At 49.9% G+C, this 15,978-nt stretch carries 10 protein-coding genes and 1 riboswitch; of the genes, 8 read left to right on the top strand and 2 right to left on the bottom strand.

Translation table 11 applies throughout. The features are described 5' to 3' along the window. Positions 1 to 88: 88 nt before the first annotated feature. Both ACE41H_RS12390 and ACE41H_RS12385 read left to right on the top strand, forming a co-directional pair. Positions 89 to 2,191 (top strand): alpha-galactosidase, encoded by a 2,103-nt coding sequence (locus ACE41H_RS12390; protein WP_375355577.1) that lies wholly within the window; start codon positions 89 to 91, stop codon positions 2,189 to 2,191. Positions 2,192 to 2,888: 697 nt separating this feature from the next. Beyond that, complete coding sequence (locus tag ACE41H_RS12385) at positions 2,889 to 4,085, top strand: MFS transporter (protein WP_375355576.1); 1,197 nt, start codon at positions 2,889 to 2,891, stop codon at positions 4,083 to 4,085. 170 nt (positions 4,086 to 4,255) lie between these two features. On the opposite strand, the gene ACE41H_RS12380 is transcribed toward ACE41H_RS12385, so the two are convergent. Next, entirely contained in the window at positions 4,256 to 5,563 is a 1,308-nt protein-coding gene (locus tag ACE41H_RS12380; RefSeq protein ID WP_375355575.1) for a hypothetical protein, read from the bottom strand. A 128-nt stretch (positions 5,564 to 5,691) separates the two neighbouring features. Further along, the gene (locus ACE41H_RS12375) at positions 5,692 to 8,034 is read right to left on the bottom strand and encodes a fibronectin type III domain-containing protein (RefSeq protein WP_375355574.1); all 2,343 of its coding nucleotides are present in this window, start codon (positions 8,032 to 8,034) and stop codon (positions 5,692 to 5,694) included. A 331-nt stretch (positions 8,035 to 8,365) separates the two neighbouring features. On the opposite strand from ACE41H_RS12375, the gene ACE41H_RS12370 reads away from it, so the two are divergent. The 6 genes from ACE41H_RS12370 (at position 8,366) to ACE41H_RS12345 (ending at position 15,848) form a co-directional block, all read left to right on the top strand. Next, complete coding sequence (locus ACE41H_RS12370) at positions 8,366 to 10,969, top strand: rhamnogalacturonan lyase (RefSeq protein WP_375355573.1); 2,604 nt, start codon at positions 8,366 to 8,368, stop codon at positions 10,967 to 10,969. Positions 10,970 to 11,142: 173 nt separating this feature from the next. Continuing rightward, positions 11,143 to 11,337, top strand: a riboswitch (cyclic di-AMP (ydaO/yuaA leader). 130 nt (positions 11,338 to 11,467) lie between these two features. Next, positions 11,468 to 11,863 carry a hypothetical protein gene (locus tag ACE41H_RS12365; protein WP_375355572.1) on the top strand — a complete coding sequence of 132 codons (396 nt, stop codon included), beginning with the start codon at positions 11,468 to 11,470 and terminating at the stop codon, positions 11,861 to 11,863. Between the two features lie 250 nt (positions 11,864 to 12,113). Beyond that, complete coding sequence (locus ACE41H_RS12360) at positions 12,114 to 13,787, top strand: DEAD/DEAH box helicase family protein (protein ID WP_375355571.1); 1,674 nt, start codon at positions 12,114 to 12,116, stop codon at positions 13,785 to 13,787. Positions 13,788 to 14,082: 295 nt separating this feature from the next. Next, complete coding sequence (locus tag ACE41H_RS12355; protein WP_375355570.1) at positions 14,083 to 14,334, top strand: AbrB/MazE/SpoVT family DNA-binding domain-containing protein; 252 nt, start codon at positions 14,083 to 14,085, stop codon at positions 14,332 to 14,334. Further along, positions 14,328 to 14,768, top strand: coding sequence for a type II toxin-antitoxin system VapC family toxin (locus ACE41H_RS12350; RefSeq protein ID WP_375355569.1), 441 nt, complete (start codon positions 14,328 to 14,330; stop codon positions 14,766 to 14,768). Before ACE41H_RS12355 ends, ACE41H_RS12350 begins: the two co-directional genes overlap by 7 nt. Positions 14,769 to 14,888: 120 nt before the next feature. Then, positions 14,889 to 15,848, top strand: coding sequence for a nucleoside hydrolase (locus ACE41H_RS12345; RefSeq protein ID WP_375355568.1), 960 nt, complete (start codon positions 14,889 to 14,891; stop codon positions 15,846 to 15,848). The last annotated feature ends 130 nt before the right edge of the window (positions 15,849 to 15,978 follow it).

Below are 15,978 nucleotides of genomic sequence, written 5' to 3'. Positions count from 1 at the left end.
AAATCGTGGACATAACTCGGCGCGTTTGTGCTGAGTTATGTTTGTATACAGAACCTGCGGCGGCAGGACAAGAAGGGATGAGCAGGCAATGAAGGCGGATCGTATCGAGATTGAGGAAAACGGGCTTTATCTGGTACTGGAAGTAACGGAAGAGAAGGATGTGAGACTGCTGCATTTTGCAGCACAGCCTTATAGAGAAGGTTCCATTCAGGAGCAGCATCAACCGGGATATCGACTGCTTGAGCTGCAGTTGTCTGGTGAGGACCGGGCAGAGTATCACGGAAGGACACATCGGGCATCTTACCCTGGTCTGCGTATGATCTATGCCGGTTATCGGGAGGAACGCAACAGCCTGGGCCGCAAGCTTGAAATTATGCTGGCCGACCCTGTAACGGGAATCGGGGCTGTGCAGCATCTTCAGTTTTACGACGGCGTGCAGGTAGTCCGCAGCTGGGTGGTTCTCACGACTAACGGCAGCGACCCGGTTGATGTGGAGTATGTGTCTTCATTTGCACTGTCAGGACTGGACAAGGAGGGAAAGCAGGACCGCGACGAAAAGATGCGGATCAACATTCCCCATCATGGCTGGCAAAGCGAGCTGCAATGGAGAACTTATTCGCTGCCTGAACTGGGCATGTCCCATATGAAGGATCGTGGCTCCAAGCGTGTCTCCTGCAGCAATACCGGCTCCTGGTCGGCCGCGGAGCATGTGCCGATGGCTGTGCTGGAGAATACGGAAGCGGGCACCGGCTTGTTCTGGCAGATCGAACATAACGGCTCCTGGCACTGGGAAATCATCGAGCAGGCCGACACGCTGACGGTGCTGATTAGCGGGCCGACGGAGCACGACAATCACTGGTTTGTCCGGCTGCAGCTGGGGCAGGAGTTTACATCCGTGCCGGTGGCGGTGGGAGCGGTGCAGGGAGGCTTTGCAGAAGCCGCTGCCCAACTGACCGTATACCGCCGTATCATACGCCGGCCTAATGCAGATAACCGGGAGCTGCGGATCATCTTCAATGATTATATGAACTGTCTGTGGGGCAGTCCGACGACAGCAAAGCTGCTGCCGTTGATTGATGCCGCAGCGGAGGTAGGCTGTGAGTATTTCTGTATCGACGCTGGTTGGTACGCGGACGGGGAATGGTGGGACGGCGTAGGCGAATGGATGCCGTCAACGGAACGTTTCCCTGAAGGTATCAAGTACGTTCTGGATTATATCCGCAGCAAAAATATGATTCCTGGCTTGTGGCTTGAGCTTGAAGTCATGGGCATTAACAGCCCCAAGCTGAAGGATACGGATGACAGCTGGTTTTTCATGCGGCATGGCAAAAGGGTAAAGGACCGCAGCAGATATCAGCTGGATTACCGCAATCCGCAGGTCAGAGCTCATGCCGACGAGGTGATCCACCGTCTGGTTGAAGACTATGGAGTGGGCTACATCAAGATGGATTATAACATCAATGCCGGGATCGGCACCGAGACGGGGGCGGATAGCTTCGGGGACGGGCTGCTGCAGCATAACCGCGCTTATTTGGCGTGGCTGGACAGCATCTTCGCACGTTATCCCGAGCTGGTGATCGAGAACTGCTCCTCCGGCGGCATGCGTATGGACTATGCAATGCTGAGCAGGCACAGCATCCAGTCCACCAGCGACCAGGAGGATTACATCAAATACGCTTCCATCGCCGCGGCCTCCCCGGCCGCGCTCACGCCGGAGCAATCCGCCGTCTGGTCGTATCCGCTGCGCGAAGGTGATGATGAAGAGGTTATTTTCAACATGGTCAACGCGCTGCTGCTGCGGGTGCACCAAAGCGGGCATCTGGCCGAACTGAGCCCGCGCAGAAGAGAGCTGGTCAAGGAAGCGCTGGATGTATACAAGACGATCCGGCAGGATATCCGCGAATCGCTGCCTTTCTGGCCGCTGGGACTTCCTACGCCGCAGGATGACTGGATCAGCCTGGGGCTGCGCAATGGGAACAAGCGGTATATCGCGGTGTGGAGGACTGGCGGGGAGCGGGGCACAGTTGATTTGCCGCTGCATGATTTGAAGGGGAAATCCGCCAATATTCGTTGCCTGTACCCGCAGGGCTATGAATGCTCCTGGGTGTGGGATGAGGCGGAAGAAAAGCTGCAGGTCAACCTGCCCCGGGTGGTGACAGCCAGGCTGCTGGAAATCCAAATAGGCGAGTAGTTTAAAACCTAATAGATACTTTTAGGGAGTGTCCAACAGGTCCATTGACCTTTGGGCACTCCTTTTTCATGAGATGGAATTATTTTAATTCAAAATTTATGGCTCAAACTTAAGGGTAGAAAGGCCGGTGGATTGGGCGGCAGGTCAACATCCGCTGTCTTTGCATCATTATCCCGTTTGATCAGGTCACAGACAAACAGACAAACAGACAAACTTGGGAGAAGAACCATCTTTGGTGAAGGAGCAGATCGGTTCGGGATTATGAGACAGGTTTAGGACAAAGAAGAGAATTCGAGAGAAAGCATAATATCCAGGATAAAAAAATCATATTTAGGATCCTTTATCCTATCCCCTGACCCTAGCCATCATCCCTGCACGAAAGGGATAATCGTGCAAGACATTGCGTAAGGACAGCAAGACATGTGGCGACCCGCCGCTACTCCCTGATCAAAAGGGATAATCGTGCAAGGCATCACAGCCACCTCAGCCTTAAATTCTGGAGCCATCAGAGTCAAGTTTTGAGTCGAATTTATTAAAAGGAAAAGGGGAAAACCCGGACTCTCCATTCACAAAGAACCCACCTTAAAACCTGAAATTTATAGATAAATATAATTTTATCTATAAATTTATAGACAAAATCGTAATTCGTCTGTATTATACACATTGTGGTTCGATTTTACGAAAAGGATGAGTAGAAATGTTAAACAATCGTTATGTCCGGACGATTATCCTGTCCCGGGTATTTCTGCAGCTCGGCATCTGGATCCGAAATTTTGCCGTTCTGCTGTATGTCACGGACTTGACCCGCAATGATCCGTATTATGTATCCCTGATTTCCGTGGTGGAATATGCGCCGATTTTTGTGTTCGCGATGATTGGCGGAACGCTGGCTGACCGCTGGCGGCCGAAGCGGACGATGGTATGGTGTGATCTGCTGTCCGCTGCTTCCGTGCTGGGTGTGCTGCTCGCGCTCTTGTACGGGACCTGGCTGGCGCTGCTGCTGGGAACGCTTGTGTCCGCAAGCTTGTCCCAATTTTCCCAGCCTTCAGCTATGAAGCTTTACAAGAGGCATGTTCCGGCTGAACAACTGCAGGGTGTTATGGCGATGTCGCAAACGCTGGTATCGGTGTTTATGATACTTGGGCCGATGATCGGCACGTTTATTTTTTTGCAGTATGGCATTGAGATTTCGCTAACTTTAACGGTGATCATGTTTTCCGCCTCGGCTCTGATCCTGTCCACTCTGCCGAAGGATTCCAAGGAGGACAGGTCTGCACAAACTGGGGATTTCATGAAGGAACTGAAGGAAGGTATTCGTTATTTATGGGCCAACCGTTCGCTAAGAGTGCTCAGTGTCACCTTTGCCGTGACCGGTCTGGCCGCAGGGTTAACCCAGCCGCTGCTTTTATTTGTTACTATTGATCAATTAGGGCTGGATAAGTCCTTCCTTCAGTGGCTTTTTCTAACGAACGGGGCTGCCATGCTTGCAGGAGGAGTCCTTATTATGGGGGCGGCGAAGCAGGTAAAGCCGCAAGTGTTGCTTCTGACGGGGCTTGTGGGCAGCGCGTTAGTCACCGTTGTAACAGGAGCATCAACCGTGGCGGGGCTGACCGTTGCTGTCCAGATCATTGGCGGTTTGGCCTACGCGGGTGTACAAGCGGGAATTCAGACGATGATCATGCAGAATACTGGAGCTGCCCTGATCGGACGGGTGAGCGGAGCGATTACGCCTATGTTTATGGGCATGATGGTTATAGGGATGTCGTTATCCGGTTATCTTAAGGAGCTGTCTTCACTCTTCACGGTTTATGCCACCAGCGGCGGGCTGCTTGTGATTGGGGCGCTGCTGCTGACTCCTCTGCTAGTGCAGCGGAGGGTGCGGAAGCAGTCTTGAATTTAGTAGATTCGGAAGCATGGTAGAATAAAAATACAAGCCTGGGAATTATCCTGGGCTTGTATTTTGATATAGTTGGGTTGGACAACGGGTGGATGTCACGGCGCAGCCCTCTGTGAAGGAGGTGATTGACGCCATGACAGCCCTTGGTGCGTTCGCGATTGCAAGTATTAGGAGGATTCCCCATTCAAATAGCGATAGAACGGCGCATCAACCCAGAAATTGTAGGTGTGTACTTCTGCGTCAGGCGCAAGCTTTTTCAGGCCTTCGGCGATGGAAGCTGTATCTTTCTTCAGGGAGAAGGATTGCGCATAGTACTCTCCAGAATCGATCCGATTATTAGAGATTTCCGTATAATTGCTCGTGGCCGGGAGCGAATAGTAAAGCGGCTGCCACCAGGAGGCAGCGATCAGGCCGGCTTCATCCTCGCTATCTTTTTTGGCATATTGGTTCACAAGACTGTCGAATTGCTCCTTGTCGGCAGCGGATTCAAACTCCAGGGCCAGATCATATTCTTTGGCGTACGCGATATAATTGCCGTTTTCAATCTGCACAACCTTGTAATCGTCGCTTTCCTCCGGCGTGCCCCACTCCTGCAAATAAACGAAGGCTGACGTTTTCGGTTCCAGTTGCACTTTTGCCTGTATGCCTTCACTGCGCAGCAGTCCGATCAGCTGAATGGCGTGCTTCAGATCGCTATGTCCGTAGGTGAGGGACAGTGCTGGATCGAAATGGGCCTCGTAGCGTTTGTCTTTAATGTTGTAGCCAGTAAACAGCCCCTGCTTCAGGCCTTCATCGAATATTTTTTGCAGTTCAGCTGCCAGCACAAGCTCCTGGGTATCGTAAGCATCGTTAAGCTTTGCGAAAATATCATCATCCAGCACACTGCCTATGTATGATTTATAATCCCCGTGAAAAGATAACACGCCAGCCAGTAAATTGGCAGCAAACACGTTGTCTGCCTGGCTGTCCGCCTTGAAGGATTTGGCGGCACCCACCGGAAGCAAACCTGTATCTACAGCAGCGGCCAGCTCACGGGTTGCATCGGCGCCCAATACGTTAACATCTTGTATTCCCGCCTTCTTCAGGGATGCGGCGGCTTTCTCCGGTGAGTAGGTATCCGCCAATTCCTCCAGTCCTGCTGCTTTGATGGCGAGGCTGACTGCATTCCCCTGAGTCAAGGGAGCGGAATCCCCGGATAAGGACGGTGCCTGCTCCTTCAGGAGCTTGCCCAGAGCACCGATATATTCGTCCACTGTAGGAGCGGCTGATAAATGAAGCCCGAAACGATTTTCGAGGTAGGAAATATTGCTGCTTGCAGTGGAGCTTTGTTGGGAAGAAGCAGAGACAGCGGTTTCCGCCGTCGGAACGGCCGCATAAGAAGGAGTGCCGGTTACGGCAAAGGCGGAAATCAGTAATACGGTAGAGATAGAGAGCACCTTACGCGCTACAGTATTTGATTTGAAAAAATATAACAAACTAAACAACCCCCTTTTCTATGATTTTAAAAATAAATTGATAGAATCATATCCTCTCAGGTAAGGTCTGTCAATATATTTTGCAGGCTCTGAATGAAAAAAAAGAAAGAGCGGTTGTTAGCCGCCCTTTACACACCATTTTCAGGTTGAGACGGGACTTGTGGGGATTGCACGTTGGTGCTGTAGCTGTTAACCTCAAAAGTAATAATTTTGTCGTAAATCATATAATCTTTGCGATTCGTGAAAGGTCCTTTATTGTTATTGTGCTTATTGATTGCAAATGTAACAGGTCCTGAACCTGAAGCCCGCTGCTCATACCAGCTAATAAAGGCATTCACTTCACTCATGGAAAGATCATACTCTTTCATTTCACCAGTATTAAGCATAATGGCAAGTAAAGCTCTGTCTCCGCTATTGTCTACCGGAGGCTCGGAAGGGTTCCCCGGGTCGGTAGCAACAGGAGTGGCAGAGGCTTCATTGGATACGGCCACCTCGACACTGCCGTTAATAGCACGAGCGATATAATAATAAGTAGTGTTATTGACCACATTTGTATCTTCAAAGGTAGTGGCAGTTCCATCTACAGTACCGATAACATTGTAAGGCCCGCCGCTTGTAGTTCCGCGTTGAATTTCAAAGTTTGCGGTTTTGGAAATAGTGTTCCAGTTTAATGTGACTTTCCCATTGCCTGCGGAAGCGGTTAGCTCAAGTTTTTCCGTTGAAGGGACCTCCATGCTTTTTCCGAACAAATTCCATTCATTTTGATAAGCATTTGTTTTAGTTTTAACCACTACAGTTGAGACGTTCTGAACAGGGAGCGGCAGGCTCTCAACGGTATCATTGACTTTAGGTGTATAGGAATAGAGCAAGGTATTATTACTATCATAAAATTCAATGTTTGCGTTGGCTATGCTTCCGCTATTTAGAATTACCGAAGAAACTTCCGTTGGTGAAGGGAACGTATACCAGATCAAGTTCGCGGTCGTTTGCAAGTATCGGGTAGTACTGCTATTGTCAGTCATCTCGCGGATCGTTGCAGTTTGAGTAGAGGTTGAAGTGCCCACGTTCAGCGCAACCCGGTCAAGCAGACCGCCCGTATACTTGGAAGCATTCGGGGTGATGAATTTTTCGGCTGAATTAGCGCTCTCACCTGCCTCGTTGATAGACGATACGACATAATAATAGGTTGTTCCGTTGACAACGGATGTATCGGTGTAAGAAGTTCCACCTACCGAAGTCAGCAGGGCATAAGGCCCGCTTTTACTTGTTGAACGTTTAATATTATAGGATTTGGCAGCTGTAGAACCCCAATACAGGTCAACAGTTTTATCTCCGCCCTGAATCCAACTGATGACAGGTACTGCAGGAGCTGCTGTTGGAGTAGCAAAAACATTGAATTCGTTATAATAAGCATTACTGGAATTCGCAGTTTTAAGGACAACGGTCGATACATTGGTAACCGCGCTCGGCAGAGATTGTACAGTATCATTAGCTATAGGTTTGTAGGATAAAAGTAAATTATTGTTGGTGTCATAAAACTCAATCGCTGCCGTAAGGTTACCGTTCAGGATCACAGCAGAGATCGTTTGCTGGGAGGAAAAAGTATGCCAAATTAAATTACTGCCTGGTAATAAGTAACGGGTAGTAGAGCTATTATCGGTTAATTCCTTGACGGTACCGGTTTTATTTGATGTGGATGTGCCTGTATTGAGTGTTACCCTGTCAAGCAGACCACCTGTATATTTGGTTGCGTTAGGAGTGACATTTTTTTCGGCTGAATTAGCGCTTTGCCCGGCTTCATTGACGGAAGAAACGACATAATAATAGGTTGTTCCATTGTTAACAGAAGTATCTGTGTAATTATTTTCATACACTGATGCGAGAACTGAATAAGGACCTCCTGTAGATGTTGAACGTTTCACGGTGTAGGACCTGGCCAGGGTGTTACTCCAATTCAGATCAACACTCTTATCTCCACCTTGAATCCAGCTAATGGCGGGCACTGCGGGAGGTGCCGATGGTGTTGTGAATACATTCCATTCAAAATGATAAACGTTGCTGGTTGACTTCAGTACAACGGTTGTGACGTTGTCTGCCGGTGTCGGTAAAGTTTGAACTGAATCATTAAGCGTAGGCGTGAAAGAAGTAATCAAATGATTGCTTGCATCATAAAATTCGATGGTAGAACTCAGGGTGCCGCTTTTTAAAACAATGGCCGAGATATTTTGTGGAGATGTGAAGCTATACCAGATTAAATTTCCGCTGCTTTGCAAGTATCTGGTAGTTGCATCACCATCGGTCATTTGAGTGACAGTACCCGTGCTATTGTTAACTGAGGTACCAACCTTCAACTCCACATTGTCCAAGAGGCCTCCCGTATATTGGCTGGCTGCGTTCATTGACGTGTTAGGCAGGATAACCCATAACAATGCCAACAACAAAAAGGCAAAGCCCATCTTTCTACTCTTCAAAATTTCCTTCCTCCTTATCAATCTCCAGATTTTACAATGGAAATTATAATACCAAATCAACTACTAAAGAACTCCATCTAAAGAACTATTTTTGGTGATAAAAACGAAAACTAATTCATTTTAATAGGTTTATATACCTAAAAACGAAGAGATTTTTTACATAATAATCTATTGTTTATGATTGAAGAACTAGGAAAATATAATTCTACGGATTAGTAGCGAAAAACCTCTGATATTTAAACATCCAGGCTGCCCAGGCAAAACTATAATAGAGAGGAATTATTTTGTAAGCGCAATCATTTCAACTTGAACACGGAAAGGGGAAATGAGAATGGGCAAATTTACGGGCAAATACGCTGGAAAATGGGCAATCACGGTATTAGGGGCTTCGCTGCTGACTGCAGGAATGCCCGGCGGAGGGACGGCCGCATATGCGGAAAGGGAAGCACTGCCGAATCATAGGAACGGGGTCCAGCTCGAATATCTGGACAGAGGCCTGGTGGCCGCTTCCGTGGAAGGCGGGCAATTTCTGAGCTGGCGTCTGCTGGCTGATGAAGTGACGGGTTATTCACCATCCGGCTTGACCGGGGCCAATTTCAACGTGTACCGGGATGCAGTCAAAATTGCGACCGTGACGAACAGCACCAATTATCTGGATACGGAAGGCACTCCCCAGTCCTTGTATTCAGTTGCGGCAGTAGTATATGGAGATGAGCAAGAGCCAGGGGCTGCAGACAGCGTCTATGGCCTGGAGCTGGAAAAAAGCGCCGAGGTTCGCCCCTGGAATAATGCATTCTATGACCTGCCGCTGCAAAAACCGGCTGACGGGGTTACTCTTGCCGGAGAAACCTACACCTATTCGGCGAACGACATGAGTGTGGGGGATACTGACGGAGACGGGCAGTATGAGTTCTTCGTCAAATGGGACCCCTCCAATTCCAAGGATGTGTCGCAAAAAGGCTACACCAGTAACACTTACATTGATGCCTATGAACTGGATGGAACTTTAAAATACAGAATCGATCTCGGAGTCAACATCCGTTCCGGCGCGCACTATACGCAGATGCTGGTTTATGATTTCGACGGGGACGGACGGGCGGAGCTGATGTTCAAAACGGCTCCCGGCACCAAAGTCATCACCTACGACAAAAAAGGAAGGCCTGCCAGGGAGCGGTACATTACCATGCCGCGTGAAGACATCCGGGCAGGTTACAGCCATAAGGATGATTACCGGATGAGCAGCGACGATTATTATGAGCACATTGTGGACATGTTCATGAACTGGCACCGGCATGAAGAGGTCCTGAACGGACACTGGCCGGCGACGCTGGAGGAATGCTTTGGCATCGGGCAGCAGTACGATTATCCGCTATCCCGTGCGGATGCGGAGGAGCTTGCGGACTATTTTATCGATGAATACGCGCCTGCCCGCAGCAGCCGCAACGAGTTGCGCACCTTTGAAGGTTTTATTGTCGACGGCCCCGAGTATTTAACGGTCTTTGACGGAGATAGAGGGAAAGAGCTGGATACCGTGCGGTATGAGCCGGAACGGCATGATGACGGGCTGATGTGGGGAGATTACGCGATGGCCCGGATTGAACCCGGGAACCGGGTTGACCGTTTTCTCGCGGGAGTCGCCTATCTGGACGGGGTTCAGCCAGCCGCCATATTGGCGCGCGGCTACTACACACGCTCGACGATTGCAGCCTACCAGTGGGATGGCGAGCATCTGCGGAAGCAGTGGATTGCGGACAGCGGCTGGACGGTCATGAGCAATCCGTTCAATGACGGCCCGCACGGCAGGGACGGCACCGATCCGCAGCTTGGCACGCTGACGACCCAGGGGGCGCACTCCTTGAGTGTGGCAGATGTTGATCAGGACGGCAGGGATGAAATCGTCTATGGCTCGGCTACCCTGGATCACGACGGCAGCCTGCTGTACAGCTCCATGGATGAGATGCCTGAGCAGAGCGCAGCGCCGGGAACCACAGCCCGTCTGGGACACGGGGACGCGCTGCATGTTACGGATATTGACCCGGACCGGCCGGGACAGGAAATTTTCATGGTTCATGAAGGCGGAACCTATGCCCCTTACGGTTATTCCCTGCGTGATGCGGCCACCGGCGAGGTCCTCTATGGCGGCTACACCGGCAAGGATACAGGACGCGGCATGGTGGGAGATATCGATCCGGAGCACAGGGGGCTGGAGTCCTGGGCGGTTGGCCTATGGACGGCGGCCGGGGAGCAGCTCAGCAGCAGTATGCCGGGCACCAATATGAACATTAAATGGGCCGCGGACATGACAACGCAAATTGTGAACGGGGCGATTGACGTCACGCCGGTGATTGAAGACTGGAAGCGTGGTGTCCTGCTGACAGCCGATGGAACCTTGACCAACAACTACACCAAAGGAACGCCTTCACTTGTGGCGGATATTTTCGGGGATTGGAGAGAAGAAATGCTTGTCCGCAAGGCGGACAGCTCGGCGATCCGGATTTATCTGAGCACAGAAGTGACGGACCGCAAGCTGTACACGCTTATGCATGATCCGCAGTACCGGACCGGGGTAGCACGGCAAAATACGGCCTACAACCAGCCGTCATATACCAGCTTCTATTTTGCTTCAGACACGGATTGGGCGGATGTGCCGGTTTCCGTCTTCCATGCGCCCGCCGCGCTGAACGGTCTGCAATCCGCATTTGTGCAGTATCGTGCGGCCAAAGAAGTAAAAGGCGATCTGGCTTCCCGTCTGAACAGCACCCTGAAGCAGGCGCAAAGGCAGCTGGAGCAGGGGAATACCGGCAAAGCCGTAAGCTTGATGGAGAAATTCGCTTTCCAGATCAGCGGGAATAAAAAAGAGGAGCAGATTTCGCAGCGGGCTGCTTGGAGCCTCATCCGGTATGCACAGTTGTTTATCGGAACAGAGAAGAAATGATGTGAAAATCAGCTGAAAAACGAGGGTTTCAGCAGGCAGGCGGGCAAACGTTCCGCCTGCCTTTTTGGATTGCAGCAAATTTTTATTAGAAACGGGAATAGAAGTCTTTACACTTTCAGTCGGCCGGGTGTATGATTCAAATCGGTAATTTAAATATTTTCTTTGTGATGATTTTGCTTTTACCGCTGAATTTCCGCACAGAGCGGAAAATGGGGGAACCAAAGCGGCCAGCTTGTTCCGGCAGGAGAGTCGGAAAAGGCCTGGCTTGCAGGGGTGAATCGCGGAGGAGATTCCAAGGTCTCAGCCGCGTAGGGCGACTCTCTCGCCCGAATCCGACAGCTAACCTCATAAGCGTACAGGGAGAGGCAGCAAACCGACTAATATCCAGTCCATGTTTTATTGACATGTGGACCTTTGGAAGAAGCCGCGGGAAGCTACTTGGACGCCCTGGCTTCTTTTTTTTGTATCTTTGCTGCCCGAATATCGAGGAGGATCTAAATGCAAACCGAGACCATTCTCGTTGTTGCTCCTAACAACGATGGCCGAAAATTTGTGAAGCTGCTGCAGCATCACCATTTGCCCTTTGCGGTTCTGACGAACAGCGCTGTAAAAGAAAAGCAATTTGAAAAGCAAGGGGTGAAGCAAATTGTTCGGATCGATACGTCCATGACGGACAAATGGGTTATTCCCAAAATGACGGTGGGCCGTATTTTCATATTTGAGAGCAGTTTGAACCTCACCTGCCGCTACCTGCAAATCTGCAGATCATGGACAGAGCGGGAGATTTGCGTCATTACCCGGCAGCTGTTGCATCCGAGGGGCGTTTACCAGCGGATGGGGGCGAACCGGGTGATTTATACCAAGACAGGGGAAGTCGGATTTATTCTCCAATGATAAGCGACGGGTGACGGTATTTTTGTAATATAATATACCAATAAAAGGAGAGCAGACTGCCTGAACAGGGCTCACACGAAGAACTGGTGGCGAAGGACGGCTTCTATGCGGGACTGGTTAAAGGGCAGGCTTCCTGAAGGATGCAAAAAGGTGTGGGGATGGGCACTAAGATTTGTTCAGAATTCGTTCAGAACCGTATGTTACTTTGGGATGTAAAAAAGATATTACTACATCCAAAGGAATGATTGAGATGAGTGAACGGAAGAGGCGGCAGACAGCCGAAAGTCATCCGGATTCCATGGATCATCATCTGATCCAGATCACTTCATTACATCGGCAGCTCAGATTTGTAAAAGATAGTGAATTAAAGAAACAAATGCATCTCGCCGGACAAAGCAGAGGAGCGGGAGCCGGAAGCTATCAGCATAAATACATGGTGTTTGCGGCAGCGAAGGAAGCTGTCAAACGGGTAACAGGACTTGAACTGCACGAACTGCAGATGACTGCAGGCTGGTGGATGTCCGAGGGGAAAATTATTCAAATGGCCTCCAACGAAGAAAGATTGCTCGCCTCGGTTCTGGCATGCGCTTGGCGTGCCCTGCCAGGGCGCGGGGTGCACATGATGTCGACGGACAATCAATGCTCCTGGAGGGATTATAATGTGTTATATCCGGTATACACAATGCTTGGTCTCACCGTAGGCTGCAATCTTGCAGGCGCGTCAGCGGAAGAGAAGCAGCAGGCCTATCTCACGGATATTACCTTTGGCGATTTCCGGGAATTTGCAGCAGACTATTTGCTCGATCATCTGACCATGAATGCAGGCGAACGTATGCAGACGTTTAATGCCTGCGCGGTCATCGACAATGTCGAGCAGGTGCTTGTTCATCATCTGATGACCCCGATCACTCTTTCGGAACAGAGCGGAGCAGCGGAGCAGATGGTTGCAGGCGCGCATGCCGAAATATCGGTGCACCATTATATGCAGCAGTACGGGAGTATTGCGGGCATGACAGACCGGATTGGCGGAGAAGCCGCCCTTTTGCAGAGGGCTTATGGTCTGGATACGGTGATGTTGCCTGCTTCAGATTTGAGAAAAAGGTCCGTGACGGAGGAAGTCATCGGATATCGCCGGGAGAAGGCCTCCTTCAAGCTTAGCGGAACGGATGGCGGGCCGGCGTCCGGTTCGGCGGAAAGTTTGAGAACGGCGGGTTTGAAATGTTTGGTGAAAAGGGATTCCGGTGCAGCAGAAGTTTCCAACCGGGGAGTGGCCCGGCCGAAGACGGCAGAAGAACACCGCATGCTGATATGGCAGCCTGATGGGACACGCTGGGAAGAGGAATGGCTGTATGTTACGGAAATGGAACGGATTGTGCATACTCACCGGCAGCTTGTGTATGAGCGGCGTGATCAAATGTGGGAGAAGGCCAATATCAAGCATATACTGAATACCCATGTATCTGCAACGATCACTGAAATGGATACTATATATCTGGAGAAGATGCGAAACTGGTTGTTGACGATCGGTCAGGGTATGCTGGAAGATGACCATCTGCTGCTGCAGGGAAATGCTTTTGACGTTCAGGAGCTTCAGCAGGTCTGGTCGGATATATGGCAATGCCTGCTGAAGCGGCCGACGATGAGCAGGCATCTTCTGAGCTGGAGTCATAAATATATTCAATTGCTGGACAAATACTGGGCCAGGTATATGGAAGGCGCAAAGGAGCTGCGGCGGCAGGCCGGAATTGGCGAGAACGGCAGGGAAACGATGGTTCAGGCCTATCATGATGCCTGCTCGGAGCTGTTTCTGCGGATTAAAGCCGATTGGAGAACGGAGTTCACCAACTGGTTTTTAAGCGAAGCATTGCCTGCATTTACGGCCGTGCTACCGGAACAGCCGCTATGTGGCTCAGGAGCCACCTGAACGTTCAACATTGACCTAGGTCAAAAAAATAGTCTGAATTCCCTGGAAAAAGGAATTCAGACTATTTTGTTTTCATCTTTCTCGTCGTCATTGATCTTACGAATTTCCTTTCTTTTCTTCCTGGACTTTTTAAAACGGTGTCTAACCTGATTCTCGATATTTCCGGAATTATTCTTCGATGAATAATCGTTAATTTACCCAATATTGGATTGTGATAAAATCAAGTTTGATTAGATAAATTTATTTTTTGTATGATATAATTCATATATATAAGAAGTCCAAGGAGTTGATCGATGTGGATCATGTTGTTAAATCAGAAAGCGAAATTCGCACAAGATATCAAATAACAATACCCGAGGATATAAGAACGAGGGCAAAACTTAATATTGGCGATTCATTACTCTGGCAGTACGATGAAATAAGTCAGGAGATCATTGTTATGCCAAAACCAAAATCTTTCTCTGACAAACTATGGGGACTTGGCAAAGACATCTGGGAACAGGAATCAGCAGATGGTTACATTCGCAAGGAGCGTACTGAATGGTAATGTCGAATTCTCTCCATGGTAATAAGAAAATTGCGTTAGATACAAATCTATTCATTTATGTTTTTGAGCAACATTCCGAATTTGGTGAGAAAGCTAAAGCGATTTTGGAGCAGATAGAAGATGGACTTGTTGCTGCGGTGGCTTCTTCCGTCTCTCTCACTGAAATCTTGGTTAAACCAATACGTGAAGGAAATCTGACTCTGGAAAAGCAATACAAATTGCTTTTCTCCCACTTCCCCAACCTTACCATCTTACCGATCGATAACATGGTCGCCGAACGAGCTGCCTATCTCCGTGGAAAGTACAATATTAAAACACCAGATGCATTGATCGTCGCTACAGCGCTTGTAGCCAATGCAGATTTGTTTATAACGAACGATCAACGACTCGAAATTGTCAAAGAAATAAAATGCGTATCATTAAGCCAACTTTAATTCAAGTGGGATTACACTAAATCCCTATCCTCTGCTGCGGATGCGCTCGGCGGATTTTCCGCTTATCACCGCCCGAATTGGTGTATAATCAGTGGGACAACTGGCTGATGGAGGATTGGAATGACGAAACGAATCATACTGGATGTGGACACAGGCATTGATGACGCGCTGGCCATTGGTTATGCGGCGCACTCGCCCGAGCTGGTGCTGCTCGGAATTACGACAACGTTCGGGAATATTTCGGTGCCGGAGGCGACCCGCAATTCGCTGGTGCTGCTAGAAAAGCTGAATAAAGAGGTGCCGGTGTATCAGGGAGCGGACAAGCCTTACGCCAGAGAGCTGTTCAAGCCCTACTCGAGACATATTCATGGCGAGGACGGGATTGGTGGCTGCTTTAGCGAAAGTCCTCTGCGTTCGGCGGCTGAAGGGCATGCGGCTGATTTTATTATTGATCAGGCCCGGAAATACCCCCGGGAGCTGACGGTGATTGCCGTGGGGCCGCTGACAAATTTGGCGCTTGCGCTGAATCGCTGCCCCGAGCTGCCTGAACTGCTTGACCGTCTGATCATTATGGGCGGTGCGGTCACCGTGCCGGGCAATGTGACGCCGACAGCCGAGGCGAATATCTACGCTGATCCTGAAGCAGCGGAATATGTGCTGACTGCTGGCTTTAATCTAACGCTTGTCGGTCTGGATGTGACAATGCAGACGCTGCTTCCGCAGTCCGATGTTGACGCTTGGCGTGGTCAGGGCGAGCTTGCGGAATTTATGGCGGACATGACCGATTTTTATATGCAGGCTTATAAAAATTTCAAGCCAGGCATCGCAGGCTGTGCGCTGCATGATCCGCTCGCTGTAGGTGTGGCGATCGATCCGGGTTTTGTTACAACAAAACCGATGCATATCGCTGTGGACACCGGGGATTCCCCGACTGTGGGCCGGACGCACGAAGTAAAATCTGGTGAGGTGCCCGCTACTGAGATGTCCGCCGGAGCCGCCCGCGCGGGCAAGACCATTGATGTGTGCCTTGAAGTGGATGCAGAACGCTTTCTGCGCCATTTTCTGGGCCGTATCCTGTAAATGATATAGAATCCTATTCGAAGTGGAGCCGTCACTATTTGCTGATCTGGAGCAGATAGCGATGGCTTTTTTCTGTTGACAAAGGTGTATTAACTGTATTATTAATAGTAATACAGTTAATACACCTTTC

Origin of the sequence: Paenibacillus enshidis (assembly GCF_042136365.1) — a bacterium.
Classification (GTDB): domain Bacteria; phylum Bacillota; class Bacilli; order Paenibacillales; family Paenibacillaceae; genus Paenibacillus; species Paenibacillus enshidis.
Note: the sequence above shows the minus strand (reverse complement) of the source record. Positions and strands in the feature narration are given on the sequence as shown.

Excerpts from the sequence above, each read along its gene's own strand:
- ACE41H_RS12390 (WP_375355577.1), top strand. The coding sequence starts at position 89 with ATGAAGGCGGATCGTATCGAGATTGAGGAAAACGGGCTTTATCTGGTA.
- ACE41H_RS12385 (WP_375355576.1), top strand. The coding sequence starts at position 2,889 with ATGTTAAACAATCGTTATGTCCGGACGATTATCCTGTCCCGGGTATTT.
- ACE41H_RS12370 (WP_375355573.1), top strand. The coding sequence starts at position 8,366 with ATGGGCAAATTTACGGGCAAATACGCTGGAAAATGGGCAATCACGGTA.
- ACE41H_RS12365 (WP_375355572.1), top strand. The coding sequence starts at position 11,468 with ATGCAAACCGAGACCATTCTCGTTGTTGCTCCTAACAACGATGGCCGA.
- ACE41H_RS12360 (WP_375355571.1), top strand. The coding sequence starts at position 12,114 with ATGAGTGAACGGAAGAGGCGGCAGACAGCCGAAAGTCATCCGGATTCC.
- ACE41H_RS12350 (WP_375355569.1), top strand. The coding sequence starts at position 14,328 with ATGGTAATGTCGAATTCTCTCCATGGTAATAAGAAAATTGCGTTAGAT.
- ACE41H_RS12345 (WP_375355568.1), top strand. The coding sequence starts at position 14,889 with ATGACGAAACGAATCATACTGGATGTGGACACAGGCATTGATGACGCG.